We start from the raw sequence: 26,292 nt of genomic DNA on the forward strand, positions 1-26,292 counted from the left end.
CCGGCGGCTGCGCGCGCGTCGCTCACGGCGCGACTCCGATCGTGGTAAGCCCCGTGGTCTCGTCGAGACCGAGGGCGATGTTCATGCTCTGCAGGGCGCCGCCCGCGGTGCCCTTGGTGAGGTTGTCGATGGCGCTGATCACGATGATCCGGCCGGCCGCCGAGTCGTACGCGACCTGCACCTGCACGGCGTTCGAGCCGTACACGGACGAGGTCGCGGGCCACTGCCCCTGCGGGAGCAGGTGCACGAACGGCTCGTCGGCGAAGGCCTTCTCGTAGACGGCCCGTACGCTCTCGGCGCTCACGCCCGGCTTCGCCTTGGCGCTGCACGTGGCGAGGATGCCGCGCGGCATCGGGGCCAGCGTCGGCGTGAAGGAGACGGAGACCGGCACACCGGCGACGGCGCCCAGGTTCTGGATCATCTCGGGGGTGTGCCGGTGGCCGCCGCCCACGCCGTACGGGGACATGGAGCCCATCACCTCGGAACCGAGGAGGTTCGCCTTGGGCGCCTTGCCCGCACCGGACGTCCCGGACGCGGCGACGATCACGGCCTCCGGCTCGGCGAGCCCGGCCTCGTACGCGGGGAAGAGCGCGAGGGAGACGGCGGTCGGGTAGCAGCCGGGCACCGCGATGCGCTTGGTGCCCTCCAGCGCGGCGCGCGCGCCGGGCAGCTCGGGGAGGCCGTAGGGCCAGGTCCCGGCGTGCGCGCTGCCGTAGAACTTCTCCCAGTCGCCCTCGTCCTTCAGCCGGAAGTCGGCGCCCATGTCCACGACGAGCGTGTCCTCGCCGAGCTGCTCGGCGACGGCGGCGGACTGCCCGTGCGGCAGCGCGAGGAAGACCACGTGGTGCCCGGAGAGCACCTCGGCGGTCGTCGGCTCGAGGATCCGGTCGGCCAGCGGCACCAGGTGCGGCTGGAGCGCACCGAGAACCTGCCCCACGTTCGAGTTGCCGGTCAGGGCGCCGATCTCCACATTGGGATGAGCGAGCAGCAGACGCAGCAGCTCTCCGCCCGCGTATCCGCTTGCCCCTGCCACTGCTACGCGTACCGCCATGGAACCCTCCTCTTGGATGGCATGACTATACGCACCGATGCACGTTTATGCAATGCGGGTGATCGCCGCGGACGCGGACCGTCAGTCGGCGACGAGCATGTCCCCGCCCCGCCACCCCTGGCGCGACGCGGCGCGTTCGCGCTGGCGGCGCACGAGGTAGCGGCCGGGGGCGATGCCGGTGCCGCCGTGTTCGGGGTGGATGAGATAGGCGACGGCGGTGTTCTCGATCATGCCGAGCGCGAGGCCCGTGGCGTCGACGACGCGGGCCGTCCACCGGCACACACCCTCGTCCGCGACGAGGGTGTGCGGATGGCCGCCCGCGGCGCTGCGCAGGAGCTCGATCCCGGCCGCGGGGACGCGCTGCCAGTCGGAGCGCCACGGTTCGCGGAGATGGCGCGCGACGAACGCGTAGGGGATGACGATCAGGTCGCCCTGGGCCTGGAGGCCGTCGACGACCGGGATGGTCACCTCGCGTTCGAGGTGGTCGAGGACGTCGAGTCCGGTGCGCGCGGTGAGGTCGGCGAGGGTGGGCGGGGCGGTCGGGGGCGTGGGCAGGGTCATGGTCATGTTCATCACCTCGGGTGCGTGAAGGGGTGGGTCAACGCTCACGTGCGTGGTCGACGCTCACTGCGTGGTCACTGCTCACGTGCGGCGCAGGAGTTGTGCGTAGTGCTCGCCGGAGAGGCCGTACGACCAGCCGGCCGCCGCGACCGGGTCGTCGAAGTGGGCCGGGACGCTCAGCCCGTATCGGCGCCTGTGCCCGTCGGGTTCGACGGATCCGTTCACCGCGAGCAGCAGCCGCGTGGGCCTTCCCCACAGGGCGAGCGGCACGTCGTACAGCTGCAGCTCGGAGTTCGGATTGCCGGGGTCGGGTGCCGAGCTCACGAGACGCAGCCCGGCGCGCCCGATGTAGCGCGCCCAGCCGATGCGCTCGATGGCGCTGCGCCTGACCTCGATGTTCGGTTCGGCGTGGATGCGCTCGGGGGTCGGGTCGGTGAGGACCCACTCCGGTACGTGGGCGCCGTGCAGGACGTGCACGGCGGCGCCGTCGGCGTAACGGACGGCCGGGGCGTCGTCACGGTGCAGCCTCGACTCACCGTGCAGCGCGCCCGGTTGGGATTCCGTATGGATCTCGGCCGGCCGCTCGGACATGACGCAGACGCCCTGGCCCGGCCACCACCAGCCGGTGGAGCGGGCGAGTTCGGCCCACAGGCCGAGATGCGCCACGTCGTCGTGGGCGTAGGTGGCGAGGCCGACGCGGGCACGTATGTCGTAGTGGGCGATCCACGCGGCGTCGTGCTGCCCGTACCAGGTGAGGGCGGCCGCCTCCCCTTCGGTGCGCATCAGTTCCGCGCGGATCGGGGCGCGGACCGCGTCGTCGACGGTCGTGCGCAGTGGGTGGCGGCCGACAGCGTCCACCACGTCGCGCACCGGGAATCCCGCGGCCAGTGCCTCGGGGACGGTCATGGTCCTGGGGGCGGTGGTTCCGTACCAGGACTGCCAGGCGATGGCCGACCCGGTCCGTTCGTCCAGGCGGTCGCGGAGGTCGACGACCAGGTTCGCGAGCCGGGAGACCAGCGGCCAGTCGGTGGGGCGCCGGGGGGCCTGGGTGCCGCGCAGGCGCGGCGGGCGGAAGCGGTGCGGCGCGTCGAGCAGAACCGGTCGCGCGGCGGCGGGAGAGGGCACCCAGACGAAGTCGGGGGCGGGTTCGCCGAGCCGCCGGTACAGGCCGGTGACGGCGGCTTCGGCGCGCGCCCGGTCGGAGGGGCCCGCGGACAGTGCGTGGCGGAGCCAGTCGGCTGCGATGATCCCCGCCAGCTCGACGCGCTCGCCTGAGGAGCGGGGTGGGGTGGACGTGATCTTCGAGGGTCCCCTGCGGGGACGCGTCACCGGGCTCACCGAAGGGTGGCGGTGTCCGCCTTTCCAGTCGTCATGCGGCAGAGCGTGACAGAGGCCGCGCGGTTGACGCAAGGGATTTCCGGCGGCGGGACCCCGTCGCCGGGCGGGGTCCCGGCGAGCGGCAAAATGGGAAGCACGTGCAACGAGATGGGTGGGACGAGATGAGTGAGGCCTGGCCGGTTCCCGACGTGCTGGCCCATCTGGCGGGGCGCTGGCACGTCGAGCGAACGGTGCGCGACCTCGCCGGCGACGCGGGCGGCACCTTCTCCGGGACCACCGACTTCACGTACGAGGACGGCGGCGGGCTGCTGCACCACGAGGCGGGCACCTTCGTGTGGCACGGCGCCGCCCGGCCCGCCGAGCGCAACCTGCGTTTCCTGCCGGGCGACACCCCGGGCACGGCCGTCGTGCGGTTCTCCGACGGCCGCTTCTTCCACGATCTGGACCTGCGCACCGGCCGCCACACGGCGGACCACCCCTGCGCGGCGGACCTCTACCGCGGCGGGTTCGAGGTGACGGGACCGGACTACTGGCGGATGGAGTGGCGGGTCAAGGGCCCCGCGAAGGACCTGGTGCTCACCACCGAGTACACGCGCGCAGCGGCCTGACTGCCTGACTCAGGCCGCGGCGTCGAGCCGTACGCTCCAGCGGCCCGCGCTCCCCGTGAGGACGGCGGTCGACAGGGGGCGGACGTCGATGTTCCAGTACGTCGACGGGGGCGCCTTGAGCGCGTAGACGAGGGCCGCCCGTACGACGGCCGGCTCGGCTACCGCCACGACGGTCGCGCCGTCGTCGTTCGGCCGCGTGTCGAGCCAGCCGCCGACCCGGGATATGAACGCGAGCAGCGACTCCCCGCCGTGCGGCGCCGAGCGCGGGTCGCGCAGCCAGGCGTCGACGGCGCCCGGCTCGACGGCCGTCACCTCGGCGAGCGTGCGCCCGCGCCAGCGGCCCATGTCGCAGTCACGCAGGGCGAGTTGGGACAGGGGCGCGAGGCCCAGCGCCTCGGCGGTGCCGCGGCTGCGGGCGGTGGGCGCGCAGTAGCGCAGCTCCGCCGCGGCGAGCGGCACCAGCGCGGGCGAGGCCAGCTCCACCTCGTGCCAGCCGGTGTGGTCGAGGGGCCGGTCGTCGTCGAAGCGCTCGGCGAGCAGCGAGGCGCTGCGCGCGGCGGCCAGAAGCGTCACGCGAACGGGCATGCGGTGATCGTGGGGTGTGCCACGGCTGCGGTCAAGGGTTCACGGGGCGTATGCCAGCCGCATGCGCCCCGCCGCGCGCTCACCGCAGGACGAGTGCCATCCAGTTCCCCGGCTCGGCGAGGGCCGCGAAGCCGACCTTCTCGTACACCCCGTGCGCGTCCTGAGTGGCGAGCATGATGCGGCGCAGGCCGAGCGGCTCCAGGTGGTCGCGGACGGCTGCGACGAGCGCGGTGCCCACGTTCTTGCCGCGGACGGCCCGGTCCACGTAGACGTCGCAGAGCCAGGCGAAGGTGGCGTGGTCGGTCACGACACGGGCGTACGCGACCTGCTCGCCGGATGCCGAGTCGTACACCCCGAAGTTCAGCGATCCCGCGATCGCCCGGTCCTGGTGTTCGCGGGCGCGGTCCATGGCCCAGTAGGCGTCCGTGGAGAGCCAGCGGTGCACGCGTTCGGCGTCGATGCGGGCGGTGTCGGCCGAGATCTCGTAGCCGTCGGGGAGTGCGGGGGCTGTGGCGTGGGTGTCGGTCATGACGCGAGATTTGCAGGCGGGGCCGGTGTCCGTCGAGCCGGTTTCGGGCGCCGATCGTCGCTCCCGTCGCTCACTCGAGTACCTCGTCGCACGCGGCCCGCAGCCGGCGGACGCCCTCCGTGATCTCCGCGGGCCCGGCGATCGCCGCGAAGCTCAGCCGGATGTGCGGGGCCGGGGGCTCGGCGGAGAAGTAGGGGCGCCCGGGCGCGACGGCGACGCCCGCACGCAGTGCTCCCGCGACGAGCGCCGCCTCGTCCGTGCCGTCGGGCAGCCGCGGCCACAGCAGATAGCCGCCCGACGGCACGTGCCCCACGGTGAGTTCGGGCAAGGTGGTGCGCAGGGCCGCCGTCATCGTGTCGCGGCGCACCTTCAAGTGGGCGGCCACGGTACGCAGGTGGCGCGGCCAGGCCGGTGAGCCGACCAGCTCGAGGGCGGCCTCCTGGAGCGGGCGCGGCACGAAGAAGTGGTCGACGACCTGAATCGCGCGCAGCCGTTCGAGGACGGGGCCGCGCGCGGCGAGGCAGCCGATGCGAAAGCTCGGCGAGGTCGCCTTGGTCAGGGAGCAGACATGGACGACGACGCCGTCGTGGTCGTCGGTGGCCAGCGGCCTGGGCAGCGGTCCCGCGTCCTCGTGGACGAGGCGGCGCACGAAGTCGTCCTCGACGATGAACGCCCCGGCCTCGCGGGCGATCCGCAGCACCTCGGGACGCCGCTGCGCGGACAAGACCGCGCCGGTCGGGTTCTGGAAAAGCGGCTGGCACACGAACACGCGCGCGCCCGTCGCCCGGAACGCCTCGGCGAGCAGCTCCGGACGTACCCCGTCCGTGTCGACCGGCACGGGCACGGGCCGCAGCCCCGCCGCACGCGCGATGGCCAGCATGCCCGGATACGTGGGTGATTCGACGAGGACGGGGGCACCGGGCGGGGCGAGGGCGCGCAGCGCGGTGGCCAGGGCGGACTGGCCACCGGACGCGATCAGCACCTCGGCGGCGGTGATGGCGCCGCCGATACCGCGTGCGAACCACTCGCGGAGCTCGGGGATGCCGTCGATCGGGGGCCGCCCCCACGCGCCGGGGCGGCGGCCCGCGCGGGCGAGCGCGGCGGCCATGGCGCGTTCCGGCTGGAGCGAGGGGTGCAGATAGCCGCCGTTGAACTCGACGACTCCCGGTGGCGGGGCGGAGAGCGTGACCAGGACTCCGGAGGCGTCCACGGCCCGCGGCACCAGCTCGGTCGCGGAGTCGGCGCTGAGCGCGAGGGCCTGCCATGAGGTGTCACCGGCCGGCTGTGCCGCGGCACGGGGCTGCGCGCGGAACGCACCGGCTCCCGGTCGCGTCACGACGAGCCCCTCCGCGGCGAGCTGCGCGAGCGCGCGCGACACGGTCACCGGGCTCACCCGGAACCGCTCGACGAGAGCCCGGCTGGACGGCAGCTTTCCACCTGGAGAGTAGCGATCCAGTTCCCCTCGCAGCCGTTCCGCCAGCTCACCCACACTGCTACGCTCATGCATGAGTACAGAGAATAGCGCTACTATCGCCACAGGGATAGCAGTTGACGTCGGCGCGGCCCCCGCGCCGGGCCCGTCACCACGTCCTGCCACCACCCCTCTCACGCCGAAGGCGACACGTGGCGGGACCGTCCTCGCCGCGCTCGGCGTCACCGCTTTCTCGCTCACCTTCCCCGCCACCGCCTGGGGACTCGAAGGGTTCGGGCCCTGGAGCCTCGTCACCGTGCGGAGCGTCCTCGCCGCGGTGATCGCCGGCTCCTGTCTGCTCGTCCTGCGCGTCCCCGTACCCCAGCGCCGGCACTGGGCCGGTCTCGCCGTCGTCGGCGTGGGCGTCGTGCTCGGGTTCCCGCTGCTCACGACCCTCGCCCTGGAGACGGCCACCACCGCGCACTCCGCCGTCGTCGTCGGCCTGCTGCCCCTGACGACCGCGCTGCTCTCGGCGCTGCGCACCGGCGCGCGGCCCTCGCGCGGCTTCTGGATCGCGGCCTGCGCGGGCGCCGCCGCGGTGATCGCGTTCACCGTGCAGCAGAGCGGCGGCACGCTCACCACCGCCGACCTGTACCTCTTCGGCGCGCTCCTCGTCTGCGCCGCCGGCTACACGGAGGGCGGCCGCCTGGCCCGTGTCATGCCGGGCTGGCAGGTCATCGCCTGGGCGCTCGTCGGGTGTCTGCCGCTCGCCGTGCCGGGGGCCGTCGTCGCGCTGGGCCACGAGCCGCTGCACCTGACGGGGCACGCCGTCGCGGGGCTGCTCTGGGTGGCCGTGGGCTCACAGTTCCTCGGCCTGGTCGTCTGGTACCGCGGCATGGCGGAGATCGGCATCCCCAAGGCGAGCCAGCTCCAGCTGGCCCAGCCGCTGCTCACCCTGGTCTGGTCGGTGTTCCTGCTCGGCGAGCACCTCTCCCCCGCCGCGCCCCTGACCGCGGCGGCCGTTCTCGTGTGCATCGCAGTGACCCAACGGTCACGCGGCTGAGGGTCTCCAACCCCGGGACCCGGTCCTACTCTTGAGATACGGGCCGACGACGGACGAGGAGGTCACTCACGATGCGTGCCACGAAGGGCGACCATCTGCGGGTGCACGGCAGGACCGTGGGCGAGCACGACCGGGTCGCGGAAATCGTCGAAATCATGGGCCACGACGGCGAGCCGCCGTTCAGGGTCCGCTTCCAGGACGGCCACGAGGCGGTGATGTCACCGGGTCCCGACTCCGTCGTGCAGCACGAGGAGCCGGCCCCCTAGCCCTCCGGACGAAAGGCCCTAGTAGTGGTCCTCGACCACCCGGGCCATGGCACCGATCCGGTCGGCGCGCACCTCCTTCGCCGAGAAGAACACGTGTCCGTTCACCTGCGGATAACGCTCGGCGAAGGTGAGGTGGCGGGAGAGCTCGGCCGGATCCTGCCACTCGGCGGGTTGCGCCGGATCGCCCGCCTTGTAGAGCGCCTCGCCCGCGTAGAGGCGCACCCCCGTCCCGCGTGCGACGTCCGACCACCAGGGCACGAGCTTCGCGTAGTCCGCGGCGGCGAAGCCGATGTTCCAGTAGATCTGCGGGCAGATGTAGTCGATCCAGTGCTCACGCACCCACTTGCGGGTGTCGGCGTGCAGGTCGTCGTACGTCTGCACCCCGGCCCGCGTGTCCGAGCCGAGCGGGTCCGTCGCCGCGTTGCGCCACACTCCGAAGGGGCTGATCCCGAACTGGGTGCGCGGTCTGATCCGCTTCACGCTCGCGGCCATCTCGCGCACGAGCCGGTCGGTGTTGTCGCGCCGCCATGAGGCCCGGTCCGGGAAGTTCCCGCCGTGCGCCGCGTAGGCCGCGTCGTCGTCGAAGACCTGGCCCGCGACCGGATACGGGTAGAAGTAGTCGTCCCAGTGCACGGCCTCGATGTCGTAGCGGCGGACGGCGTCGAGCATCGCGTCCTGGACGAACTTGCGCACCTCGGGCAGGCCCGGGTTGTAGTAGAGCTTCCCGCCGTAGGGGACGACCCAGTCGGGGTGCCGGCGGGCCGGGTGCGTGGGCACGAGGCGGGAGAGGTCCGTGTGGTTCGCGATGCGGTAGGGGTTGAACCAGGCGTGCAGTTCGAGCCCGCGCCGGTGCGCCTCCGCGACGGCCGTGCCGAGCGGGTCCCAGCCCGGATCCTTGCCCTGCACCCCCGTGAGGACGCCCGACCAGGGCTCGTACGGGGAGGGCCAGAGCGCGTCGGCCGTCGGCCGCACCTGGAAGACCACGGCGTTCAGGCGCCGGCCCACCGCCGTGTCGAGGTGCGCGATGAGCTCCGTACGCTGCTGGGCGGCGCTCAGGCCCGGCTTCGAGGGCCAGTCGCGGTTGGCCACCGTCGCCAGCCACATGCCCCGCATGTCGCGGGCCACCGGAGCATGGCCGGACCCGGAGGCGACCGCGTCCCCGGCGGCGAGCCCGGTCAGCGCGGCCGCCGCCGCCACCGCGAAGCCCCTGCGTGACAAATGCCTCATCCGCCCACCCCCTGGCCAACAGCCCCGGCCTCTCCGGGCCGCACTGGGGACAGCATGCCTGACCCGGCCCGCCGTGTACGGGAGGTTCCGAGTAACGTGCAAGGCCGAGGCAGGCGCCGGAACCCGGGAGTCCTGCCGGCCGGAGAACAGCGAAAGGCACGAGGTGACCGACCCTATGGGGGACATCCAGCGCGTCGGAGTGGTGGGCTGCGGCCAGATGGGAGCGGGGATCGCGGAGGTCTGCGCCCGCGCCGGTCTGGACGTCATGGTGGCGGAGACCACCGGTGAGGCCCTGGAGATCGGCCGTACACGGCTGCACAACTCCCTCTCCAAGGCGGCCGAGCGCGGCAAGATCAGTGCGGAGGAGCTGGCCGAGACCCAGGCCCGCCTGAGCTTCACCACCGACCTCGGGGAGTTCTCCGACCGGGACCTCGTCATCGAGGCCGTCGTCGAGAACGAGCAGGTCAAGACCGAGATCTTCCAGGTGCTCGACCAGGTCGTCACCCGGCAGGACGCCATCCTGGCGTCCAACACCTCCTCGATCCCGCTGGTCAAGCTGGCCGTGGCGACCTCGCGCCCCGATCACGTCATCGGGATCCACTTCTTCAACCCGGCGCCCGTGCAGAAGCTCGTCGAGCTGATCCCGGCCCTCACCACCTCCGAGGGCACGATCAGCCGCGCCCAGGCCCTGGTCGAGAAGGTCCTCGGCAAGCACGCGATCCGCGCCCAGGACCGCTCCGGCTTCGTGGTCAACGCGCTGCTGATCCCGTACCTGCTCTCCGCGATCCGGATGTTCGAGTCGGGCATCGCCAGCCGCGAGGACATCGACAACGGCATGGAGCTCGGCTGCGCCCACCCGATGGGCCCGCTCAAGCTCGCCGACCTCATCGGCCTCGACACCGTCGCCTCGGTCGCCGACTCGATGTACGCGGAGTTCAAGGAGCCCCTGTACGCCGCTCCCCCGCTGCTCCAGCGGATGGTCGACGCGGGCCGTCTCGGCCGCAAGACGGGCTCGGGTTTCTACCAGTACTCGTGATCGCGCCAGTACTCGTGATCGCGCGCGGTTCGACGCCGCACTGACTCTGCGTAATCGAAAGTTCGGGCCCGGCGCTCTTCGGAGCGCCGGGCCCGAACCATTCGCACACCGTGTGCGCACCGGGCCCGCATATGCCCATCGCACACTCTCCCGCCGTACCCACCAGGCGAGTTGACTTTCCGTGCGTAGGACAACGGATCTGCCCACTACGGAAAGGAGCCGACCCGTGACCGCCGACCCCGAGCGTCCCGTGGTCCCGGAAGAACTCGCGGAGTTACGCCGCAGCCTCGATGTGGGTCTCGCCCGCGTCGACGGCAGGCTGGCGTTGCTCACCCAGCGCGATGAACAGAGCGTCAAGGATCAGGACGACCTGAACACTCGGGTCGCCGCGCTCGAGCACACCCGATGGCCGCTGCAGGCCATCGCCGCGATCACCGCGGCCGGCGCCCTCGGCCTTGCCGTCTGGCAGGCGTTCGGACGCTAGCGCCGCAGGCCAGGGGCGTCCTGCCCCAGCCTGAGATGGTGCAGCATCAGCAGTGCGGCCGCCATGTTGGCGGCCGGGACCTCGCCACGGGCGACCATGTCGGGGACGAGTTTGAGAGGGACCCACTCCCGGCGGTCCGACTCGAAGTCGTCCTCGGGATGGCCGACGTACGAACCTTCCTCGGCCCAGTAGACGTGGTGCCTGGCGTCCTCGAGACCGTTGGACGGCTCCACGCTCATCAGATGGCGCAAGGGTCCCGGCCGCCAGCCGGTCTCCTCCTCCAGTTCCCTGGCGGCCGCGGCGGCGATGTCCTCGCCGTCCTCGACCACTCCCGCCGGGAGCTCCCAGCCCCAGCTGTCGGTGATGAAGCGGTGCCGCCACAGGAGCAGCACCTCGTTGGCCTCATTGACCACGGTGGCCACGGCGACCGGCCGCAGTCGTATGACGAAGTGGTCGAGATGCCGGCCGTCCGGGAGCTCGACATCCGCGAGATTGACCCGGAACCAGCGGTTTTCATACACAGTTTGTTCGTTCTGTTTCGTCCACTGCACGGTTCTGCCACCTTCCGCCGAGTTAGATGGCAATATCCCAGCAGCGGAGCGTGAGAGAGCGGTGCGGGTCGGGCTCAGAGCGGTACGCGCAGTGCCCCGTCGATGAGTTCGGCGGCCTCGGCCGTGCCGGCGCAGCCGTTGCGCACCAGGTGTTCGCGTACCGCCCGGAGTCTGTCGCGCAGCCGCTGCGACTCCATTCCCCGTGCCTGTTCTGCCATCTCCACGGCGATCGCGACGGCCTTCTCGGCATTGCCCTGTCTCAGCTCGATCTGGCTGAGCATGGCGAGGCGGTGCACGCGCCCCCGGTCGTGGGCGGGGTTGTGCACGGCCGCCGCCGCGTGCTCGCGCGCCGAGGTGAGGTCGCCGAGGCTCAACAGGGCCTCCGCCACCTGCACGTTGACGAGTCCGGGCTGGACATAGCCCGTCTCGTCCGGTTCGTGGCCGCGCCGGATGCGGTCGGCGGCCGACTCGGCACGCCGGATGCAGGACAGGGCACTGGTGCCGTCGCCGAGGTGCGCGTACGCCTTGGCCTGCATCGCGTACAGATCGGATGCGAGCGCGGGCGTGATGTGCCGTCCAGCGGCCCGCAGCGCGGCCTCCGCGAAGGCCACCGACTGCCGGTACTGCCGCATGTGGAGCGACTGGTTGACCAGGAGGGCGATGACATAGGCGCCGAGCCCGCGGTCACCGCTCGCCTTGGCGAGGCGCAGCGCCTGGTGGAAGTAGCGCTGGGCGAGGCCGTGCGCGTCGGAGTCGTAGGCGCAGATGCCCGCGATCGCGACCAGGCCGCCGGTGGCGCGGTGCAGTTGGCGGCCCGTCTCGTCGGTGTAACTGCCGCGCAGCAGGGGCGCCGCCTCCGTGTTGAGGAAGCCGACGATGCGGGTGCGCGTCGCGATGCCGCCGGCCTTGCGGTACATCTGCTCGTAGTGCGTGCGGGCCGAGCGCATCATCTCCAGGTCCGCGGCGCTGACCCGGTGACGTCCGCCGCGTGACACATCGGTGTCCTCGGGCGGGTTCTCCCACTCCCACACGGGCATCACGGCCGGGGTCCCGGTGACGGCGGGGGCGCCCAGTATGTGGGGCCGCTGCTGTTCGTCCGAGCGCCACAGGGCGGTGGCCCGCTCGACGAATCCGGACAGGCTCTGGCCGTGCGGGCTGGCCGGTTCGCCGGGCACGCCCAGGCCGATGTCGTCGAGGGTGACGGGGCGGTGCAGGCGGGCGGCGAGGACCTCGCAGATGAGGTCGGACACCTGGCCCCGTGGCCGCTGTCCCTTCAACCACCGCGCAACGGCGGTGTGTTCGTAGCGCAGGGCGAGTCCTCTGGCACGGCCCGCCTGGTTCACGTGTGCGGCGAGGCCCGCATGGGAGATCCCGGCCTCGTCGAGGATCGCGTCGAGCAAGGTGTTGGGCTGCATGGAGGCCCTCCGGTGGCTCGGTGCCGTCAGCCTAGTGGAGCGGGCTTCACACGGGGTGTGAACGGAGTGCCCGAATCCGGGTGTTGCGCACTCTTTTGTGGCGTGATGCAACTCGATTGACTGAACTGCCTCGCAAGAGGCCGGCCGGGCCGCCGGCTCCCCCTCGTACAGTGCGGCGGCCCGTTTCGCGCCGTCCGACCGGCTGCCTGCCCGACACCCCGCGGCCGGCGGACGGCGCGCCCCGGGGATCGGGAGCCCCCGGGATCAGGTCACTCGGTGGCACCGTTCACTTGGCAGCACTGTGGACGCGGAGCTCCCCGTGCTGCGAGGGGACTCGCTTGCGGTCGTTGCGCAGGACGAGGAGCGCGGCGTCGTCGGTCGGCAACCCGCCCGCGTGGCGCAGGAGTTGGGCGTACACGGTACGGATGACGGCCTTGGGCACGACCGGCTGGACGCGCACGGCCTCGGCGAGCGCGTCGGGCAGCGGGAAGAACCGGCCGCGGGCGTCCCGCGCGTCCTCGAGCCCGTCGGTGTGGAGCAGCAGCCCCTCCCCGGGAAGGAGCCGCCCGCACGCCACGACGGGCAGCTCGGCCGGCAGCGGGAACGGGCCGAGCGGCGGCAGGGGTTCACCGCCCACGACCAGCTCCGCGTAGCCACGCGGGACAGCCGCGGGACCCACATGGCTGCGCAGCAGATACGGCCACGGGTGCCCGCAGTTGAGCGCCAGCACCTCCCCGTCCTGCCGGATCTCCAGGAGCAGCACGGTGACGAACTCCTCCGCGACCGGACTGACGGGGTCGGCGCCGCCGGCCGCGGGGTGCTCGTCCCGTGACCGCTCGCGCAGATGCCGGGCCATGGCACGCTCAAGTCGCCTCAGTACGCAGGTCAGTTCGGCCTCGTCGTGCGCCGCCTCACGGAAGCTGCCGAGGACGGCGGCGACGGTCGCGAGGGCGTCGAGGCCGTGCCCGCGGACGTCCCCCATGACGACCCGCACGCCGTGGTCGGTGGCGATGGCCTCGTAGAGGTCCCCGCCCACGGTGGCGCCCCGGTCGGCCGAGAGCTGTCCCGCCGCGACGGCCAGTCCGTCGATGCGGGGCGGCAGCGGGCGCAGCAGCACGTTCTGTGCGGCCCCCGCGATCCTGCGCAGCTGCCGCAGTTCGCGCTGGAGGCCACGCCGCACATGGAGGATCAGACCCGTGCCGACGGCGAAGAACACGGCGCTCGACGCGATGCGCGCCCCGAGTCCGGTCTGCTGCGCGAGCGGACAGGCCAGCTTGAAGGTGATCGCCACGGCGCCCCAGGCCGTGGGCAGCACCAGATCGAGCGCGCGGCGGACGCGAAGGGAGCGGGAGCGGGCGAGCCGGGATCTGAAGAAGGTGCGGGGTGGTCGGGAGGGCGTCCTCGGATGGTTACGGATCATGCCGACGGCCTCCCTAAGGCCCTGTTCAGCGCGGTCGGCCCTGCAGCCGCAATGATTCTGTCGACCGCCTGCCCCGATCGGACCGGATCACCACCACTTCTCACCCGAACGAGTGAGGGGCACCTCCGGTGGTCCGGAGGTGCCCCTCACTGCGTCTCGCTCTGCCGGGATCAGGCCCCGCGCAGCACCGCCCCGGTGCGCTCGGCGGCCAGCGCCACCGCCGCGTCGCGGGCCGCGGAGGCCTCGTCGACGGTCAGCGTGCGGTCGCCGGCACGGAAGCGCAGCGCGTAGGCGAGGGACTTGCGGCCCTCACCGAGCTGCTCGCCCGTGAACACGTCGAACAGGCGGAGGGACTCGAGGAGTTCGCCCGCCCCCTCGCGCAGCGCCTGCTCCACGTCGGCGGCCGGCACGGAGGCGTCGACGACGAGCGCGACGTCCTGCGTCGCCACGGGGAACGTGGAGATCCGCGGCGCCTGGAGCGCGCCGGTGCCGGCCCGCTCGATGCGGTCGAGGTCGACCTCCATGGCGCAGCTGCGCTCAGGGAGATGCAGCGCCTTGATGACGCGCGGGTGCAGCTCACCGGCGTGGCCGACGAGGGTCTCCGCGCCGTCCACCACGGCGAACAGCGCGGCGCACCGGCCCGGGTGCCAGGGCGCGTGCTGGTCGCCGCGCACGATCAGCTCGACACCGGCCTCGCGGGCGATGGTGCGGGCCGCCTCGACGGCGTCCGCCCACTCGGCCGGGCGGCCGTTGCCCCACCAGCCGGCCTGCTCGCGGGCGCCCGTGAGGACGACGGCGGCGTGGCGGGGCTGACGCGGCAGCGCGGCGTCGAGGCCGGCGATCTCCTCGTCGGTGGGACGCCGGTCGATCGGCAGCCGTACGGCCTGCGGCTCGTCACCGGTCGGCCGGAAGACCAGACCGGTCTCGAACAGCGCCAGGTCGTGCGAGCCACGGCCGTCGTTGCGGCGCAGCGCCTCCAGGAGGCCCGGCAGCAGCGTCGTACGGAGCGCGGGCTCCTCGTCGGAGAGCGGGTTGACCAGCTTGACCGTGGTGCGGCGCGGGTCGTCCTGCTCGATGCCGAGCTTGCCGAGCGTCTCGTCGCTGATGAACGGGTAGTTCAGCGCCTCGACGTAACCGGCACCGGCCAGGGCGCGGCCGGCGCGGCGGTGCAGGCGCTGGCGCTCGGTGAGGCCGCGGCCCGCCGGGGGCCTCGGCAGCGTCGAGGGCAGGTTCTCGTAGCCCTCGAGCCGGATGACCTCTTCGGCCAGGTCGTTCGGCTCCCTCAGGTCGGGACGCCACGACGGCACGGTGACCGTCAGGTTGTCCTGGCCGTAGACGTCGCAGCCGACCTGCTGGAGGCGGCGCACGACGGTCTCGCGGCCGTACGTGACACCCGCGACCTTGTCGGGGTGGTCCGCCGGGAGCGTGATGGTGTGCGGCCCGGAGGGCGCGATGACCTCGGTGACGCCGGGGTCGGCGGTGCCGCCCGCGAGGAGCACGAGCAGGTCCACGGTGCGCTGGGCCGCGGCGGACGCGGCTTCCGTGTCGACGCCGCGCTCGAAGCGCTTGGACGCCTCGGAGGACAGCTTGTGGCGGCGCGCGGTGCGGGCGATCGAGACGGGGTCGAAGTGCGCGGCCTCGATGACGACGTCGGTGGTCCCGGCGTCGGCGCCGTGGTCGGCGATCTCGGTGTTGGCGCCGCCCATGACGCCCGCGAGGCCGATGGGACCGCGGTCGTCGGTGATCACCAGGTCCTCGGCGTCGAGCACGCGCTTGGCGCCGTCGAGGGTGGTGAACTTCTCGCCCTGCTCGGCCCGGCGCACGCCGATCGTGCCCTGGACGAGGGAGCGGTCGTAGGCGTGCAGGGGCTGGCCGAGCTCCAGCATCACGTAGTTGGTGATGTCGACGGCGAGCGAGATCGGGCGCATGCCCGCCTTCTGCAGCCGGCGCTGGAGCCAGATCGGGGAGCGGGCCTCGGGGTTGAGACCGGTGACGGTGCGCGCGGTGAAGCGGTCGCAGCCGGCCGGCTCGGAGATCTGGACCGGGTAGCCGTTCGCGTTCGGCGCGGGCACGTCGAGGAGCGCCGGGTCGCGCAGCGGCAGGCCGTACGCGATGGCGGCCTCGCGGGCGACGCCGCGCAGGGACAGGCAGTCGCCGCGGTTGGCGGTGACGGCGATGTCGAGGACCTCGTCGACGAGCTGGAGGAGCTCGATCGCGTCGGTGCCGACCTCGTGCTCGGGCGGCAGGACGATGATGCCGCCGGAGCCGTCGTCGCCCATGCCCAGCTCGTCGCCGGAGCAGATCATGCCGTGCGACGTCCTGCCGTACGTCTTGCGCGCGGCGATCGCGAAGTCGCCGGGCAGCACGGCGCCCGGCAGGACCACGACGACCTTGTCGCCGACGGCGAAGTTACGGGCGCCGCAGACGATCTCCTGCGGCTCGCCGGTGCCATTGGCCTGGCCGACGTCGACGGTGCAGAAGCGGATGGGCTTCTTGAAGCCCTCCAGCTCCTCGATGGTCAGGACCTGACCGACGACGAGGGGGCCCTTGAGGCCGGCGCCGAGCTGCTCGACGGTCTCGACCTCGAGGCCGGTGGCGACGAGCTTCTCCTGCAGGTCACGGCCTGTCTCGGTGGCGGGGAGATCGACGTACTCCCGCAGCCAGGAAAGCGGGATACGCATCAGATCTCCATCCCGAACGGCCGGGTGAACCGGATGTCACCCTCGACCATGTCTCGCATGTCTTCGACGTTGTGGCGGAACATCAGCATCCGCTCGATGCCGAACCCGAAGGCGAATCCGCTGTACTTCTCGGGGTCGATGCCCGCCGCGGTCAGCACCTTGGGGTTGACCATGCCGCAGCCGCCGAGCTCGATCCAGCCCTCGGAGGAGCAGGTGCGGCACGGGCGGTCCGGGTTGCCGACGGACTCGCCGCGGCACACGTAGCAGACCATGTCCATCTCGGCGGACGGCTCGGTGAACGGGAAGAAGTTCGGCCGCAGGCGGGTCTTCATGCCCTCGCCGAAGAGCGCCTGGACCATGTGGTCGAGGGTGCCCTTGAGGTCCGACATCGTCAGGCCCTCGTCGACGGCGAGCAGCTCGACCTGCATGAACACCGGCGTATGCGTGGCGTCCAGCTCGTCGGAGCGGTAGACGCGGCCCGGGCAGATCACGTAGACCGGCGGCTCGCGGTCGAGCATGGACCGGATCTGCACGGGGGACGTGTGGGTGCGCAGGACGACGTTCGACTCCGTCTCGCGGCCCTTGGGCCCCTCGACGAAGAACGTGTCCTGCATCCCGCGCGCGGGGTGGTCGGGACCGATGTTCAGGGCGTCGAAGTTGAACCACTCCGCCTCGACCTCGGGGCCCTCGGCGACCTCGTAGCCCATGGCCACGAAGACGTCCTCGATGCGCTCCGAGAGCGTGGTCAGGGGGTGGCGGGCGCCGGCCGGGGTCCGGTCGTAGGGCAGCGTGACGTCCACGGCCTCCTCGACCAGGACGCGCGCGTCGCGCTCGGCCTCGAGCTCCGTCTGGCGGGCGGCGAGCGCCTTGCTGACGGCGCCGCGGGCCATGCCGACGCGCTTGCCGGCCTCGGCCTTGGCCTGCGGGGGCAGGGCGCCGATCTCGCGGTTGGCGAGCGACAGGGGCGAGGTGCCGCCGGTGTGGGCGACCTTGGCCTCCTGGAGCGCGCCGAGGGAGTCCGCGGCCGCGAAGGCGGCGAGCGCCTCGTCCCGCATGCGCTCGATCTCTTCCGGTTTCAAGGCCTCGACCTCAACAGGGTCGTACGACTTATTCGGTGCCGACATCTCTTCCCGTGCTTCCGGTTGGTTTGGCGGATGGTCCCCGTCCACGACTCGGAGACGATTCGTCTCAGGATTGGGACGCAAAGTGCCAAAGACCGAGTCTAACGGGGGTGGGGTGTGCCGATGCGCCCGTGGGGGCCCGCTCAGGCGTTCAGATACGCCGGGGCCCCCACGGGCAACATAAATCGGAACTGTGCGCCGCCGCCGGGCCCGCGGCCGACCGTGATCGTTCCGCCGTGGGCCTCGACGATGCCCTTGACGATGTACAGGCCGAGTCCGGTGCCGCCGCGCTTGCTGCCCCGCCAGAAGCGGGTGAAGACGCGGTTCATGGACTCCTCCGGGATGCCGGGCCCCTCGTCGCTCACGGTGACCGACGTGCCGGCGCACTCCCGCTCGCGGGGTGATGCCGAGGGCATGACGTCGATGGTGACCGTTCCCTCGCCGTGGCGCACGGCATTTTCCAGGAGGTTGCTGAGCACCTGGTCGATCTTGTCCGGGTCGGCCCAGAGGTCGGGCAGCGGCTGTTCCACCCGGACGAGGAAGCGGTCGGCCGGCTGTCCTGAGGCGACGTGGGCCTGGATGTGGCGGCCCACGGCGGCGCCGATGTCGACGGGCTGCCGGCGCACTTCGAGGCGGCCGGAGTCGATGCGGGAGATGTCGAGGAGCTCGGCGATGAGCCGTGTGACGCGGTTCGCGTCGGCGTCGACGGTCTCCAGCATCAGTTTCTTCTGGTCGTCGGTGAACCGCTCCCACTTCGCGAGCAAGGTCGCGGTGAAGCCCTTCACCGAGGTGAGGGGCGAGCGCAGCTCGTGGGCGACGGTCGCGATCAGCTCGGCGTGGCTGCGCTCGGTGCGGCGGCGGGCCTCGGTGTCACGGATGGAGACGACGACGCGGCGGACGGGACCGGTGGGCGCGGTGCGTACGTACCGCGCGGAGACGAGGACCTCTCGCCCGCCGGGGAGCAGCAGATTGCGCTCGGGCTGGGCGACGCGGATGGCGAGGCCGCCGTACGGGTCGGTCAGCTGCCACCAGCGGCGGCCTTCGAGGTCCTCTAAGGGGAGCGCGCGCTCCAGCGGGTGGCCGAGGGCGTCGGCGGCGGGAACGGCGGTGATCCGGACGGCCGCAGCGTTGAAGCAGATGACATGCCCGGTCTCGTCGGCGACGACGAGTCCGTCGGGCAGGTCGTCGGGGTGGAGGCCGCTGTCGGCGAGAGTGGTGAGGTCGTCGGGGCCGCATCGGGGCGCGGGCGGGCGCAGGGTGTCCCGTGCCCCCGGTGCTCTGCTCGTGCCGACGCTCATATCCCCGTATCCCGCCTCTCGGAAGGGCGCTGTGGCCTCCGAGCTCGCCACACTACTAGCTGGGGGTGACGGAGCGGCACCCTCCCGGGGCTCGCTGTGCCCGCGCGGAGGCGTACAGGCAGACGGCGGCGGCCGTGGCGAGGTTCAGGCTCTCGGCCTTGCCGTGGATCGGGACCCGTACGACGGCGTCGGCGAGTTCGCGGGTCTCCTCGGGGAGCCCCCAGGCCTCGTTGCCGAAGATCCAGGCGGTGCGGGTGCCCATGGTGCCGCGGTCGAGCTCGGTGTCGAGGTCGTCCTCCCCCGCGCCGTCGGCGGCGAGGATGCGTACGCCCGCGTCCTTGAGCCCCTGTACGGCCCGCTCCACGGGTACGCCGACGGCGACCGGCAGATGGAACAGCGAGCCGACGGACGCCCGCACGGACTTGGGGTTGTACAGGTCGACGGACGCGTCGGTCAGGACCACGGCGTCGGCGCCCGCGGCGTCGGCGCAGCGCAGCACGGTGCCGGCGTTGCCGGGGTCGCGGACGTTGGCGAGGACAGCGACGAGCTTGGGGCGGGCGGCGAGGACGTCCTCGAACGGGGTGTCGAGGAACCGGCAGACACCGACGAGGCCCTGCGGGGTGACGGTCGTCGAGATGTCGGCGATGACGTCCTCGTCGGCGAGGTGCAGCCGGGCGCCGGCGTCGCGCGCCTCCGCGACGATGTCGGCGTAGCGCTCGGCGGCGTCGAGGGTCGCGAACAGCTCGACGAGGGTGTCCGCGTGCCCGGCGGCCTCCCGCACGGCCTGTGGCCCCTCGGCCAGGAACAGCCGCTCCTTGCCCCGGAAGTTCCGCTTGGCAAGCCGCCGCGCGGCACTGACGCGGGGCGACTTGGGGGAGATCAACTCGGGGGCGGCGGCCATTGACTCACTTTCGGGTACGGCCCCAAAGGGGCGCGGGGCTGTGACATGTGCGGATCCGCCGCGTGGGCGCGATCAGCCCCCACGGCCCGCAGCCGACGACGCAATCGGACCCGCAAGCCAACGGCTTGCGGGTCCGATCGAATCCGGCTCAGCGAAGTGCAACGCTTAGGCGGCAGCCTTGGGCGCGTTCACGTCGGCCGGAAGGGCCTTCTGCGCAACCTCGACGAGCGCGGCGAACGCGTTCGGGTCGTTGACGGCCAGCTCGGCGAGGATCTTGCGGTCCACCTCGATGTTGGCGGCGTTCAGACCCTGGATGAGGCGGTTGTACGTCATGCCGTTCTCGCGGGCAGCGGCGTTGATGCGCTGGATCCACAGACGGCGGAAGTCGCCCTTGCGCTTCTTGCGGTCGTTGTAGTTGTAGACCAGGGAGTGAGTGACCTGCTCCTTGGCCTTGCGGTACAGGCGCGAGCGCTGACCGCGGTAACCCTTGGCGGCCTCGAGGACTGCCCTGCGCTTCTTGTGGGCGTTCACTGCCCGCTTGACGCGTGCCACTTGTTAACTCCTTGTAGCGGGGCCGTGGTTGGACTCACACGACCCGAAAACGAATTGGTCCCGGTCCGAACTCCGGCGCGCTGGTGCGCGCCCGAACTCACTTGCCGAGAAGCTTCTTGATCTTCTTGGCGTCGCCCGGGGCCAGCTCGACCGTGCCGGTGAGGCGGCGCGTCACGCGGGACGACTTGTGCTCGAGCAGGTGGCGCTTGCCGGCGCGCTCACGGAGCACCTTGCCGGAGCCGGTGATCTTGAAGCGCTTGCTGGCACCGCTGTGCGTCTTGTTCTTCGGCATAGCGCCGTTCTCTCCTCGTCAGTGGCGTTCCCCTGCCGGTCCGGGGTGCGGACCGGCATACGGAACGTCCAGATGTATCGATGGCATCCGGTCCGTACGGGCTGTACGTGACCGGATCAGGCCTCGGCGGAAGCCTCGGCCGTGGCCTCTTCGGCAGGGGCTTCGTCGGTCGCCTCGGCCGGGGCCTCGGACTCCGACTCCGCGGCGTCGTCGCTGGCCCGCTGCGTGCGGCCGTGCGTCGGCAGAGCCTTCTGCTCGGCCTTGCGGGCCTCCTGGGCCTCGCGGGCCTCGGCCATGGCCTCGGTCTTCTTCTTGTGCGGACCGAGAACCATGATCATGTTTCGGCCGTCCTGCTTCGGGTTCGACTCGATGAACCCGAGGTCCTCGACGTCCGAAGCGAGACGCTGCAGCAGTCGGAAACCCAGCTCGGGGCGGGACTGCTCGCGACCACGGAACATGATCGTGATCTTGACCTTGTCGCCCGCCTTGAGGAACCGGACGACATGACCCTTCTTGGTGTCATAGTCGTGCGGGTCGATCTTCGGCCGGAGCTTCATCTCCTTGATGACCGTGTGCGCCTGGTTCTTGCGCGCCTCACGGGCCTTCATGGCCGACTCGTACTTGAACTTGCCGTAGTCCATGAGCTTGCAGACGGGCGGACGGGCTGTCGCCGCCACCTCGACGAGGTCGAGGTCGTACTCCTGAGCAAGCTCAAGGGCCTTGGCAAGCGGAACAATCCCGACCTGCTCGCCGCTGGGACCGACAAGTCGCACTTCGGGAACGCGAATCCGGTCGTTGATGCGGGGCTCGGCGCTGATGGATCCTCCTCGGTAGCACCACACGACGGTCTGGCGGACCGCCGCGTAACGTCTGTTTTCGTAGTACCAACCGCACCGAAACACAAAAAATGCCCCGGACGGTACACAGGCGGGGCTCCAAGGACTACCGGAGCACCGCCACGGGTGACCGTGGGGCGCACATCGGACGGCTCCATCGTCCGTACGGAACGATGGGGGCCGTCTGACCGGTGACCCGCCGCCCCTGAGGAGCGGCCAGGTGGGAGATCGGAGCCTCCACTTGTGGGCCGGTCACTCAAGCCAGTGGCGTGCGTGTCCGGCCGGTCGTTACACAAGGTTAGCAGCTCCCGGGGGGTGGGCCCAACCGAGTGCGCGGGCGGCATATCGTGGGGCACATGAATGACGCCACCCCCGCCGCCGAAAACACTGACTACGACGCCCTGACCCGGGACATCGCCGAGGTCCCCGCCGTCGAGGTGATCGTGACGGTCGCGGTCAACCTGATGAGCGCCGCCGCGGTGAAGCTCGGCCTCACCGAGGAGGGCGACGCCCACAAGGACCTCGACGAGGCCCGCAAGCTCGTGCACGCCCTCGCCGGTCTGCTCGACGCGAGCACGACCGAGATCAGCTCGTTCCACGCGGCGCCGCTGCGCGACGGTCTGAAGTCGCTGCAGCTGGCGTTCCGCGAGGCGTCCTTCGTGCCGGACGAGCCGGGGCAGGGCCCCGGCGAGAAGTACACGGGCCCGGTCTACGGCTGATCGTTCCGGTAGTTCACGCGCGTACGTAGAGGGGCTCGCCGGGTGGCGTGGTCTCGGCCGGCAGGAGTGCCAGGTCGAGGCCCCGTACCAGGCGGGCCCTCAGTGTTTCGTCGGCGGCGATGCGCGCGGCGACGGCGCGGGCCGTCTCGGCGGGGGCGGCCGACGGGTCGAGGACGAGCGCGAGGATGCCGTCGGCGCTGCCCGGGCCCAGGTGGGCGCGGAGCACGCCGGGCTCGGCGGCGACGGCGGCGCGGATCGCCTCCGTGACGGCCGGGTCGGCGAGGGGCTCGACGCTGGTGCGGCCCTCGTTCGCGGCGCGCAGGGCGGCGCCGCTGAGCTCGTAGGCGACCGGGCCCGCGAGGTCGATGACGATCGTGTCGGCCTGCTCGTGCGCGGCGGCCTGAAGCGCTTGGTGCAGGGGGACGGCGACGGGGCGGGCCTCGGGGTCCCACAGGGCGAGGGCCGCGGTGGAGGTGAACGCGGGCAGGGCCTTGCGGTCGCCGGCCTTGAGCGTGGGCACGGCCATGTCGCTGGTCTTCTCGCGGCGCAGCCCGTTCTCGTCCTCCTCGACTTCGCCGAGCACGGCGACGACGGGGACGAGGAGCCGTGCTTCCTTGAGCGCCTCGAGGACCGGGCCGTGCGCCGTGCGGTCCTCGGCCCACGCGGCGAGGGCCGCGCTCAAGCGCGGGTCCGCGGAGCCGTCGTCGTCGGAGAAGCCGGGGTCGGGAATGTTCTTGTTCGCCACGTTCACCGACCCTACCGACCGGGCGGCGCGATCTTCTCAGCGGACCCTGAGCCGGGTCTCACGGTGCGCACAGGACGGGCGCCGAGCATCCGGGCATGGACCGGAACGGACTCGCGGCGTGCGCCGCCCTTCTCGCGGGAACCCTCGTGGGGACCCTCATAGGCTGCTCGCCGGGCGGGGCGGAGCAGCCGGTTCCGGTCGCCGCCACGGCGTCGGCGTCCGTACCCGCATCCGACGAGGAGGTCTCCGTGGACCGTGACGACGCGCTCGCGAAGGCGCTGAAGCCCCTGCTTTCGGACGGTGACGCGCGGGTCTCGGTGGCGGTCGCCGCGCTCGACGGGTCGGCGGACGGCGCCGTGTACGACGGCGCGTCCGCGTTCGACACCGCGAGCATCGTCAAGGTCGACATCCTCGCGGCGCTGCTGCTGCGGGCACAGGACGCAGGGCGGGCGCTGACGTCGCAGGAGCGCGCATACGCGACGGCGATGATCGAGAACAGTGACAACGCGTCCGCGACGGCCCTGTGGGACTCGATCGGCGGCGCGGACGGGCTCGACGCGGCGAACCTGACGCTGGGGCTGACCGGGACGAGGGCGGGCGCGGGCGGCGAGTGGGGTCTGACGCAGACGACCGCGGAGGATCAACTGACGTTGCTGCGCGCCGTGTTCAGCACGGAGGGCTCGGGGCTGAGCGAGGCGTCGCGCGCCTACGTCGTCGGGCTGATGGGGCGGACCGCTGCGGACCAGCGGTGGGGTGTGTCCGCGGCCGCCGACTCCGTGTCCGGGTGTGCGCTGAAGAACGGGTGGCTGCCGCGCACCGCGACCGGGCTGTGGGACATCAACAGCGTGGGGCGGGTGACCGTCGGAGGGAAGCCGTACCTGGTCTCGGTGCTCTCCGACGGCAACGCGACCAAGGAGGTGGGGGTGGCGCTCGTGGAGGGGGTCGCGACGGCGGCCGTCTCCGTGCTCACCGGCTGAGGCTCAGAGGACCGTGCGACGCCCGCGCCACAGGTAGACGGCGGCCGCGAGGAGCACGACGCCGAGGCCGCCCGCGACGGGGCCCACCCAGCCGGTACCCGCGTCGCCGTCGGGGGTGTCGGGTCCCGTGCCGAAGAACTTCTCCGAGTACGTGGTGGAGCGCAGGCCCTCGGCCTTGAGGGAGTCGCCCTTGCGGATCGCGGCGGCCGGGTCGACGAAGCCGAAGCCGAGGGAGTCGTCGCGGCCGCCCGAGGGGGCGTCGCGGGCGGTGTCCTCCAGGAGCTGCTTGATCTGCGCGGGCGTGAGCCCCGGGTGGGCGGCGCGGACCAGCGCGACGGCGCCGGACACGAAGGCCGAGGCGGCGCTGGTGCCCCAGCCCGAGTAGTACGTGCGGTCGGGGTCGGCGATCGCGATGGCGTCGCCGGGGGCGCTGACGGTGGCGTACCAGCGGCGCGTGGAGAAGGGGGCGCGGTGGAGGTAGCGGTCGACGGCGGTGGCCGTGATCACTCCGGGGTACGCGGCCGGGTACGAGATGTGGTCGCCCTTCTTGCCGCCGTTGCCCGCGGAGGCGACGACGACGGAGCCCTTCTTCAGCGCGTACTGGACGGCGGCGTCCTCGGTGGCTTCCGGGTGGGCGGTGGCGGAGTCGTCGCCGAGGGAGAGGTTGATGACGTCGGCGCCGTGGTCGGCGGCCCAGCGGATGCCGTCGGCGAGTGCGCTGCCCCGGCTGGAGCGGGCTTCCTTGCGGGCCGGGTCGCCGTCCTCGAGGATCACGCGGACGGGCAGGACCTTCGCCTCGGGCGCGATGCCGAGTACGCCGTCGTCGCCGCCCGGGCCGTGGCCGTGACCGGCGATGATCCCGGCCATGGCGGTGCCGTGCCGGGCCCAGGAACGGTCGCCCCTCTTGGCGCCGAAGCCGACGAGGTCCTTGATGGGCAGGACGTTGCCCTTGAGGTCGGGGTGGGTGCCGTCCACGCCGGTGTCGAGGACGGCGACGGTGATGCCCTTGCCCTTGGTCGTGCGCCAGGCGTCCTCGGTGTGCATCGCGTCCAGGCCCCACTGCTGGGCGCGGACGGAGTCGGCGTGGGCGGTGGTCGACGGGAGCAGCGCGAGGGCCGCGGCGGCCGTGAGCGCGGTGGCGGCGTTCCGCCAGGCGGCGGCCGTGCGGGTCATGACGGCTCCTCGGTGACCTTGGCGACGGCGGCCCGCAGGCTTCGTTCCACACGGTCGGCGATGCCCTGCGCCTCGAAGCCGAGGCCGGCCTGCGCGGGGGTCGCGACGCTGCCGGACTTCATGGCCTCGGCGGCGGGCTGCGGGTCGGTGACGGTACGGGCGTCGGCGAAGCCGGAGACGGCGTAGGCGACAACGGGGGCGTCGGTGAGGACGGAGATGGTCCAGGAGGCGCGCTGGGCGTCGCCGAACCCGGCGGCGAGGGTGCCCTTCGCCGCGTACGGGCGGGGCACGAGGTCGGTCCTGCGGTCGAGGCCGTCCTCGGTGAACCGGGTGCGCAGCGCCTTCATGGCCTCCGTGTCCGCCTTGGTGAACAGCAGGCCGACGGTGGTGACATGGCTGCGGGTGGCGTCGGTGTAGGTGGCGCGCAGGAGGCGCAGACAGCCGGCGGGCCTGAGCGCCTTCTGCAGCAGCGGGTCGAAGGCGTTCTCACAGGTGCTGTCCGGGGCGACGGCGATACGGGTCCAGGTGCGGTCGGCGCCGCCGGGTCCCGCTCCGTCGCCCTTGATGACGGGCGGGAACAGCCGGTCGACGGGGACGCTGTGCCAGAGGGTGCCCGCGGCGGCGTACGAGCTCGGTGAGCCGACGCTGCCGCCGCTGTCCCCGGTCAGCCAACTCCCGGTCGCCGCACCGCCGATGAGGCCGAGTCCGAGCACGGCGCAGGCCGCGGCGGCAGCGACGCGGGGCCGTATCCGGGAGCCGATGGGGCGCAGGCGGGTGGTGCTGTCGTCGTACGAGGCGGGGCGCGCGAAGAACACGAAGGGGCGGCCGGCGCCGGGTCCCGGGGTGAGGTCGACGGCCCCGACGGGGCGCCTTCCGACGGGGGGCTCGCCGGGGATGCGCGGGGGCGCGGCGGGGCGGGGGACGGTGGCGTGCGGTTCGCCGGGGGCGCGCGGCGGCGTGGCGGGACGGCGAGGGACCGCTGTCGCGGGAGGTGTGGCGGGGTGGGGCGGGGGCGTGCCGTCGGGGCTCTGCGCGGCGGTGTCCCTGATCGGCCGAAGCCTGGTCGTGGTCTCCGTCGGGCGCTCGGGCGGCAGGGGGCCGGGGTGCGCCGGCCGGTCGGACACGGGGGCCGCGGGCGTGCCCGGCACGGGCGGGATGTCCGGGAAGCGAGCCGAGGCGGGGGGCGGCGGAGGTGTCTGGCCCGGCGCCGGAGTGTGCGTGGGGCGCGGGGGTATCGACGCGTCCGGGCCGGCCGAGGCATCGGCCAACTCGTCGCGCCGCGTGGGCGGCTGGGAGGGGCGCGGCGGGATCGGCGCGCGGCGCGCTTGCGTGCTCATGCCTCCCCGTTTCCGTCCCGTTCTCGTCCTGCGTCCGCGTCACTCTACGGGCTGACGCGGCCCCGCAGGGACCCCGTATCGCAGGTCAGGACGATCTGCCCGGATCCTCCCCCTA

The 26,292-nt window shown here is 72.5% G+C and carries 27 protein-coding genes; 7 read left to right on the plus strand and 20 right to left on the minus strand.

The features are described 5' to 3' along the window. Window positions 1–22 precede the first annotated feature (22 nt). From argC to CG723_RS32390, 3 genes are all read right to left on the minus strand, one after another. Window positions 23–1,051 (minus strand): N-acetyl-gamma-glutamyl-phosphate reductase, encoded by a 1,029-nt coding sequence (argC, locus tag CG723_RS32380; protein ID WP_100597057.1) that lies wholly within the window; start codon window positions 1,049–1,051, stop codon window positions 23–25. 81 nt (window positions 1,052–1,132) lie between these two features. Continuing rightward, entirely contained in the window at window positions 1,133–1,618 is a 486-nt protein-coding gene (locus CG723_RS32385; RefSeq protein ID WP_199841985.1) for a hypothetical protein, read from the minus strand. A gap of 75 nt (window positions 1,619–1,693) precedes the next feature. Next, window positions 1,694–2,941 carry a DUF6745 domain-containing protein gene (locus CG723_RS32390; RefSeq protein WP_100597058.1) on the minus strand — a complete coding sequence of 416 codons (1,248 nt, stop codon included), beginning with the start codon at window positions 2,939–2,941 and terminating at the stop codon, window positions 1,694–1,696. 170 nt (window positions 2,942–3,111) lie between these two features. Here CG723_RS32390 and CG723_RS32395 point away from each other — a divergent pair, with 170 nt between their 5' ends. Then, window positions 3,112–3,558: a DUF6314 family protein gene (locus tag CG723_RS32395; RefSeq protein WP_100597059.1), complete on the plus strand. Its 447-nt coding sequence runs from the start codon at window positions 3,112–3,114 to the stop codon at window positions 3,556–3,558. A 9-nt stretch (window positions 3,559–3,567) separates the two neighbouring features. Here CG723_RS32395 and CG723_RS32400 read toward each other — a convergent pair whose 3' ends face one another. The 3 genes from CG723_RS32400 to CG723_RS32410 all read right to left on the minus strand — a co-directional run bounded on the left by CG723_RS32400 (window position 3,568) and on the right by CG723_RS32410 (window position 6,179). Continuing rightward, on the minus strand, window positions 3,568–4,143 hold the full coding sequence (locus CG723_RS32400; RefSeq protein WP_100597060.1) for a histidine phosphatase family protein: 576 nt from the start codon (window positions 4,141–4,143) through the stop codon (window positions 3,568–3,570). A gap of 79 nt (window positions 4,144–4,222) precedes the next feature. Beyond that, window positions 4,223–4,672, minus strand: a complete 450-nt coding sequence (locus tag CG723_RS32405) for a GNAT family N-acetyltransferase (protein ID WP_100597061.1) — start codon at window positions 4,670–4,672, stop codon at window positions 4,223–4,225. A 70-nt stretch (window positions 4,673–4,742) separates the two neighbouring features. Beyond that, window positions 4,743–6,179, minus strand: coding sequence for an aminotransferase-like domain-containing protein (locus CG723_RS32410; RefSeq protein ID WP_100597062.1), 1,437 nt, complete (start codon window positions 6,177–6,179; stop codon window positions 4,743–4,745). Here CG723_RS32410 and CG723_RS32415 point away from each other — a divergent pair. Both CG723_RS32415 and CG723_RS32420 read left to right on the plus strand, forming a co-directional pair. Continuing rightward, window positions 6,178–7,146: a DMT family transporter gene (locus tag CG723_RS32415; RefSeq protein ID WP_100597063.1), complete on the plus strand. Its 969-nt coding sequence runs from the start codon at window positions 6,178–6,180 to the stop codon at window positions 7,144–7,146. The genes CG723_RS32410 and CG723_RS32415 overlap by 2 nt on opposite strands. Window positions 7,147–7,217: 71 nt before the next feature. After that, entirely contained in the window at window positions 7,218–7,412 is a 195-nt protein-coding gene (locus tag CG723_RS32420) for a DUF1918 domain-containing protein (protein WP_100597064.1), read from the plus strand. Window positions 7,413–7,430: 18 nt separating this feature from the next. Here the strand turns inward: CG723_RS32420 and CG723_RS32425 are convergent, their stop codons facing one another. Next, window positions 7,431–8,639, minus strand: a complete 1,209-nt coding sequence (locus CG723_RS32425; protein WP_100597065.1) for a glycoside hydrolase family 10 protein — start codon at window positions 8,637–8,639, stop codon at window positions 7,431–7,433. A gap of 175 nt (window positions 8,640–8,814) precedes the next feature. Between CG723_RS32425 and CG723_RS32430 the strand changes: the two genes are divergently transcribed. Together CG723_RS32430 and CG723_RS32435 are read left to right on the plus strand one after the other, a co-directional pair. Then, window positions 8,815–9,675: a 3-hydroxybutyryl-CoA dehydrogenase gene (locus tag CG723_RS32430; protein ID WP_100597066.1), complete on the plus strand. Its 861-nt coding sequence runs from the start codon at window positions 8,815–8,817 to the stop codon at window positions 9,673–9,675. 226 nt (window positions 9,676–9,901) lie between these two features. Beyond that, window positions 9,902–10,159: a hypothetical protein gene (locus CG723_RS32435; RefSeq protein WP_100597067.1), complete on the plus strand. Its 258-nt coding sequence runs from the start codon at window positions 9,902–9,904 to the stop codon at window positions 10,157–10,159. On the opposite strand, the gene CG723_RS32440 is transcribed toward CG723_RS32435, so the two are convergent. The 10 genes from CG723_RS32440 to infC all read right to left on the minus strand — a co-directional run bounded on the left by CG723_RS32440 (window position 10,156) and on the right by infC (window position 21,232). Then, window positions 10,156–10,710 carry an NUDIX domain-containing protein gene (locus CG723_RS32440; RefSeq protein WP_100597068.1) on the minus strand — a complete coding sequence of 185 codons (555 nt, stop codon included), beginning with the start codon at window positions 10,708–10,710 and terminating at the stop codon, window positions 10,156–10,158. The two genes, CG723_RS32435 and CG723_RS32440, sit on opposite strands and share 4 nt — an antisense overlap. Window positions 10,711–10,784: 74 nt before the next feature. Next, window positions 10,785–12,125: a transcriptional regulator gene (locus tag CG723_RS32445; protein ID WP_100597069.1), complete on the minus strand. Its 1,341-nt coding sequence runs from the start codon at window positions 12,123–12,125 to the stop codon at window positions 10,785–10,787. Window positions 12,126–12,411: 286 nt separating this feature from the next. Beyond that, window positions 12,412–13,545, minus strand: a complete 1,134-nt coding sequence (locus tag CG723_RS32450) for a PP2C family protein-serine/threonine phosphatase (protein ID WP_100597070.1) — start codon at window positions 13,543–13,545, stop codon at window positions 12,412–12,414. 170 nt (window positions 13,546–13,715) lie between these two features. Next, window positions 13,716–16,226, minus strand: coding sequence for a phenylalanine--tRNA ligase subunit beta (gene pheT, locus CG723_RS32455; protein ID WP_100597071.1), 2,511 nt, complete (start codon window positions 16,224–16,226; stop codon window positions 13,716–13,718). Further along, window positions 16,226–17,350, minus strand: coding sequence for a phenylalanine--tRNA ligase subunit alpha (gene pheS / locus CG723_RS32460; protein WP_100597072.1), 1,125 nt, complete (start codon window positions 17,348–17,350; stop codon window positions 16,226–16,228). The genes pheT and pheS overlap by 1 nt, the downstream gene beginning before the upstream one ends. Before the next feature lie 140 nt (window positions 17,351–17,490). Next, window positions 17,491–18,645, minus strand: coding sequence for a sensor histidine kinase (locus tag CG723_RS32465; RefSeq protein WP_100597073.1), 1,155 nt, complete (start codon window positions 18,643–18,645; stop codon window positions 17,491–17,493). A 55-nt stretch (window positions 18,646–18,700) separates the two neighbouring features. Then, window positions 18,701–19,546, minus strand: a complete 846-nt coding sequence (locus CG723_RS32470; RefSeq protein ID WP_100597074.1) for a TrmH family RNA methyltransferase — start codon at window positions 19,544–19,546, stop codon at window positions 18,701–18,703. A 165-nt stretch (window positions 19,547–19,711) separates the two neighbouring features. Next, window positions 19,712–20,098: a 50S ribosomal protein L20 gene (gene rplT / locus CG723_RS32475; protein WP_100597075.1), complete on the minus strand. Its 387-nt coding sequence runs from the start codon at window positions 20,096–20,098 to the stop codon at window positions 19,712–19,714. Between the two features lie 97 nt (window positions 20,099–20,195). Next, window positions 20,196–20,390, minus strand: a complete 195-nt coding sequence (gene rpmI, locus CG723_RS32480) for a 50S ribosomal protein L35 (RefSeq protein ID WP_100597076.1) — start codon at window positions 20,388–20,390, stop codon at window positions 20,196–20,198. 116 nt (window positions 20,391–20,506) lie between these two features. Continuing rightward, window positions 20,507–21,232, minus strand: a complete 726-nt coding sequence (infC, locus tag CG723_RS32485; protein WP_100597077.1) for a translation initiation factor IF-3 — start codon at window positions 21,230–21,232, stop codon at window positions 20,507–20,509. Between the two features lie 350 nt (window positions 21,233–21,582). On the opposite strand from infC, the gene CG723_RS32490 reads away from it, so the two are divergent. Continuing rightward, window positions 21,583–21,945, plus strand: coding sequence for a DUF1844 domain-containing protein (locus CG723_RS32490; RefSeq protein WP_100597078.1), 363 nt, complete (start codon window positions 21,583–21,585; stop codon window positions 21,943–21,945). Between the two features lie 13 nt (window positions 21,946–21,958). Here CG723_RS32490 and CG723_RS32495 read toward each other — a convergent pair whose 3' ends face one another. Beyond that, window positions 21,959–22,690: an SseB family protein gene (locus tag CG723_RS32495; protein ID WP_100597133.1), complete on the minus strand. Its 732-nt coding sequence runs from the start codon at window positions 22,688–22,690 to the stop codon at window positions 21,959–21,961. A gap of 95 nt (window positions 22,691–22,785) precedes the next feature. On the opposite strand from CG723_RS32495, the gene CG723_RS32500 reads away from it, so the two are divergent. Beyond that, complete coding sequence (locus CG723_RS32500; protein ID WP_100597079.1) at window positions 22,786–23,667, plus strand: serine hydrolase; 882 nt, start codon at window positions 22,786–22,788, stop codon at window positions 23,665–23,667. Between the two features lie 3 nt (window positions 23,668–23,670). Here the strand turns inward: CG723_RS32500 and mycP are convergent, their stop codons facing one another. Together mycP and CG723_RS32510 are read right to left on the minus strand one after the other, a co-directional pair. Continuing rightward, window positions 23,671–24,840, minus strand: coding sequence for a type VII secretion-associated serine protease mycosin (mycP, locus tag CG723_RS32505; RefSeq protein WP_100597080.1), 1,170 nt, complete (start codon window positions 24,838–24,840; stop codon window positions 23,671–23,673). Then, on the minus strand, window positions 24,837–26,177 hold the full coding sequence (locus CG723_RS32510; RefSeq protein WP_234374644.1) for a hypothetical protein: 1,341 nt from the start codon (window positions 26,175–26,177) through the stop codon (window positions 24,837–24,839). Before CG723_RS32510 ends, mycP begins: the two co-directional genes overlap by 4 nt. Between the last annotated feature and the right edge of the window lie 115 nt (window positions 26,178–26,292).

Origin of the sequence: Streptomyces sp. CB01635, from assembly GCF_002803065.1 — a bacterium.
Classification (GTDB): domain Bacteria; phylum Actinomycetota; class Actinomycetes; order Streptomycetales; family Streptomycetaceae; genus Streptomyces.

What these genes read in the sequence shown, in the direction of transcription:
- argC (WP_100597057.1), bottom strand. Translation starts at nt 1,051, where the DNA reads ATGGCGGTACGCGTAGCAGTGGCAGGGGCAAGCGGATACGCGGGCGGA.
- CG723_RS32385 (WP_199841985.1), bottom strand. Translation starts at nt 1,618, where the DNA reads ATGACCATGACCCTGCCCACGCCCCCGACCGCCCCGCCCACCCTCGCC.
- CG723_RS32395 (WP_100597059.1), top strand. Translation starts at nt 3,112, where the DNA reads ATGAGTGAGGCCTGGCCGGTTCCCGACGTGCTGGCCCATCTGGCGGGG.
- CG723_RS32400 (WP_100597060.1), bottom strand. Translation starts at nt 4,143, where the DNA reads ATGCCCGTTCGCGTGACGCTTCTGGCCGCCGCGCGCAGCGCCTCGCTG.
- CG723_RS32405 (WP_100597061.1), bottom strand. Translation starts at nt 4,672, where the DNA reads ATGACCGACACCCACGCCACAGCCCCCGCACTCCCCGACGGCTACGAG.
- CG723_RS32415 (WP_100597063.1), top strand. Translation starts at nt 6,178, where the DNA reads ATGAGTACAGAGAATAGCGCTACTATCGCCACAGGGATAGCAGTTGAC.
- CG723_RS32410 (WP_100597062.1), bottom strand. Translation starts at nt 6,179, where the DNA reads ATGCATGAGCGTAGCAGTGTGGGTGAGCTGGCGGAACGGCTGCGAGGG.
- CG723_RS32420 (WP_100597064.1), top strand. Translation starts at nt 7,218, where the DNA reads ATGCGTGCCACGAAGGGCGACCATCTGCGGGTGCACGGCAGGACCGTG.
- CG723_RS32425 (WP_100597065.1), bottom strand. Translation starts at nt 8,639, where the DNA reads ATGAGGCATTTGTCACGCAGGGGCTTCGCGGTGGCGGCGGCGGCCGCG.
- CG723_RS32430 (WP_100597066.1), top strand. Translation starts at nt 8,815, where the DNA reads ATGGGGGACATCCAGCGCGTCGGAGTGGTGGGCTGCGGCCAGATGGGA.
- CG723_RS32445 (WP_100597069.1), bottom strand. Translation starts at nt 12,125, where the DNA reads ATGCAGCCCAACACCTTGCTCGACGCGATCCTCGACGAGGCCGGGATC.
- CG723_RS32450 (WP_100597070.1), bottom strand. Translation starts at nt 13,545, where the DNA reads ATGATCCGTAACCATCCGAGGACGCCCTCCCGACCACCCCGCACCTTC.
- pheT (WP_100597071.1), bottom strand. Translation starts at nt 16,226, where the DNA reads ATGCGTATCCCGCTTTCCTGGCTGCGGGAGTACGTCGATCTCCCCGCC.
- pheS (WP_100597072.1), bottom strand. Translation starts at nt 17,350, where the DNA reads ATGTCGGCACCGAATAAGTCGTACGACCCTGTTGAGGTCGAGGCCTTG.
- CG723_RS32465 (WP_100597073.1), bottom strand. Translation starts at nt 18,645, where the DNA reads ATGAGCGTCGGCACGAGCAGAGCACCGGGGGCACGGGACACCCTGCGC.
- CG723_RS32470 (WP_100597074.1), bottom strand. Translation starts at nt 19,546, where the DNA reads ATGGCCGCCGCCCCCGAGTTGATCTCCCCCAAGTCGCCCCGCGTCAGT.
- rpmI (WP_100597076.1), bottom strand. Translation starts at nt 20,390, where the DNA reads ATGCCGAAGAACAAGACGCACAGCGGTGCCAGCAAGCGCTTCAAGATC.
- CG723_RS32490 (WP_100597078.1), top strand. Translation starts at nt 21,583, where the DNA reads ATGAATGACGCCACCCCCGCCGCCGAAAACACTGACTACGACGCCCTG.
- CG723_RS32500 (WP_100597079.1), top strand. Translation starts at nt 22,786, where the DNA reads ATGGACCGGAACGGACTCGCGGCGTGCGCCGCCCTTCTCGCGGGAACC.
- mycP (WP_100597080.1), bottom strand. Translation starts at nt 24,840, where the DNA reads ATGACCCGCACGGCCGCCGCCTGGCGGAACGCCGCCACCGCGCTCACG.
- CG723_RS32510 (WP_234374644.1), bottom strand. Translation starts at nt 26,177, where the DNA reads ATGAGCACGCAAGCGCGCCGCGCGCCGATCCCGCCGCGCCCCTCCCAG.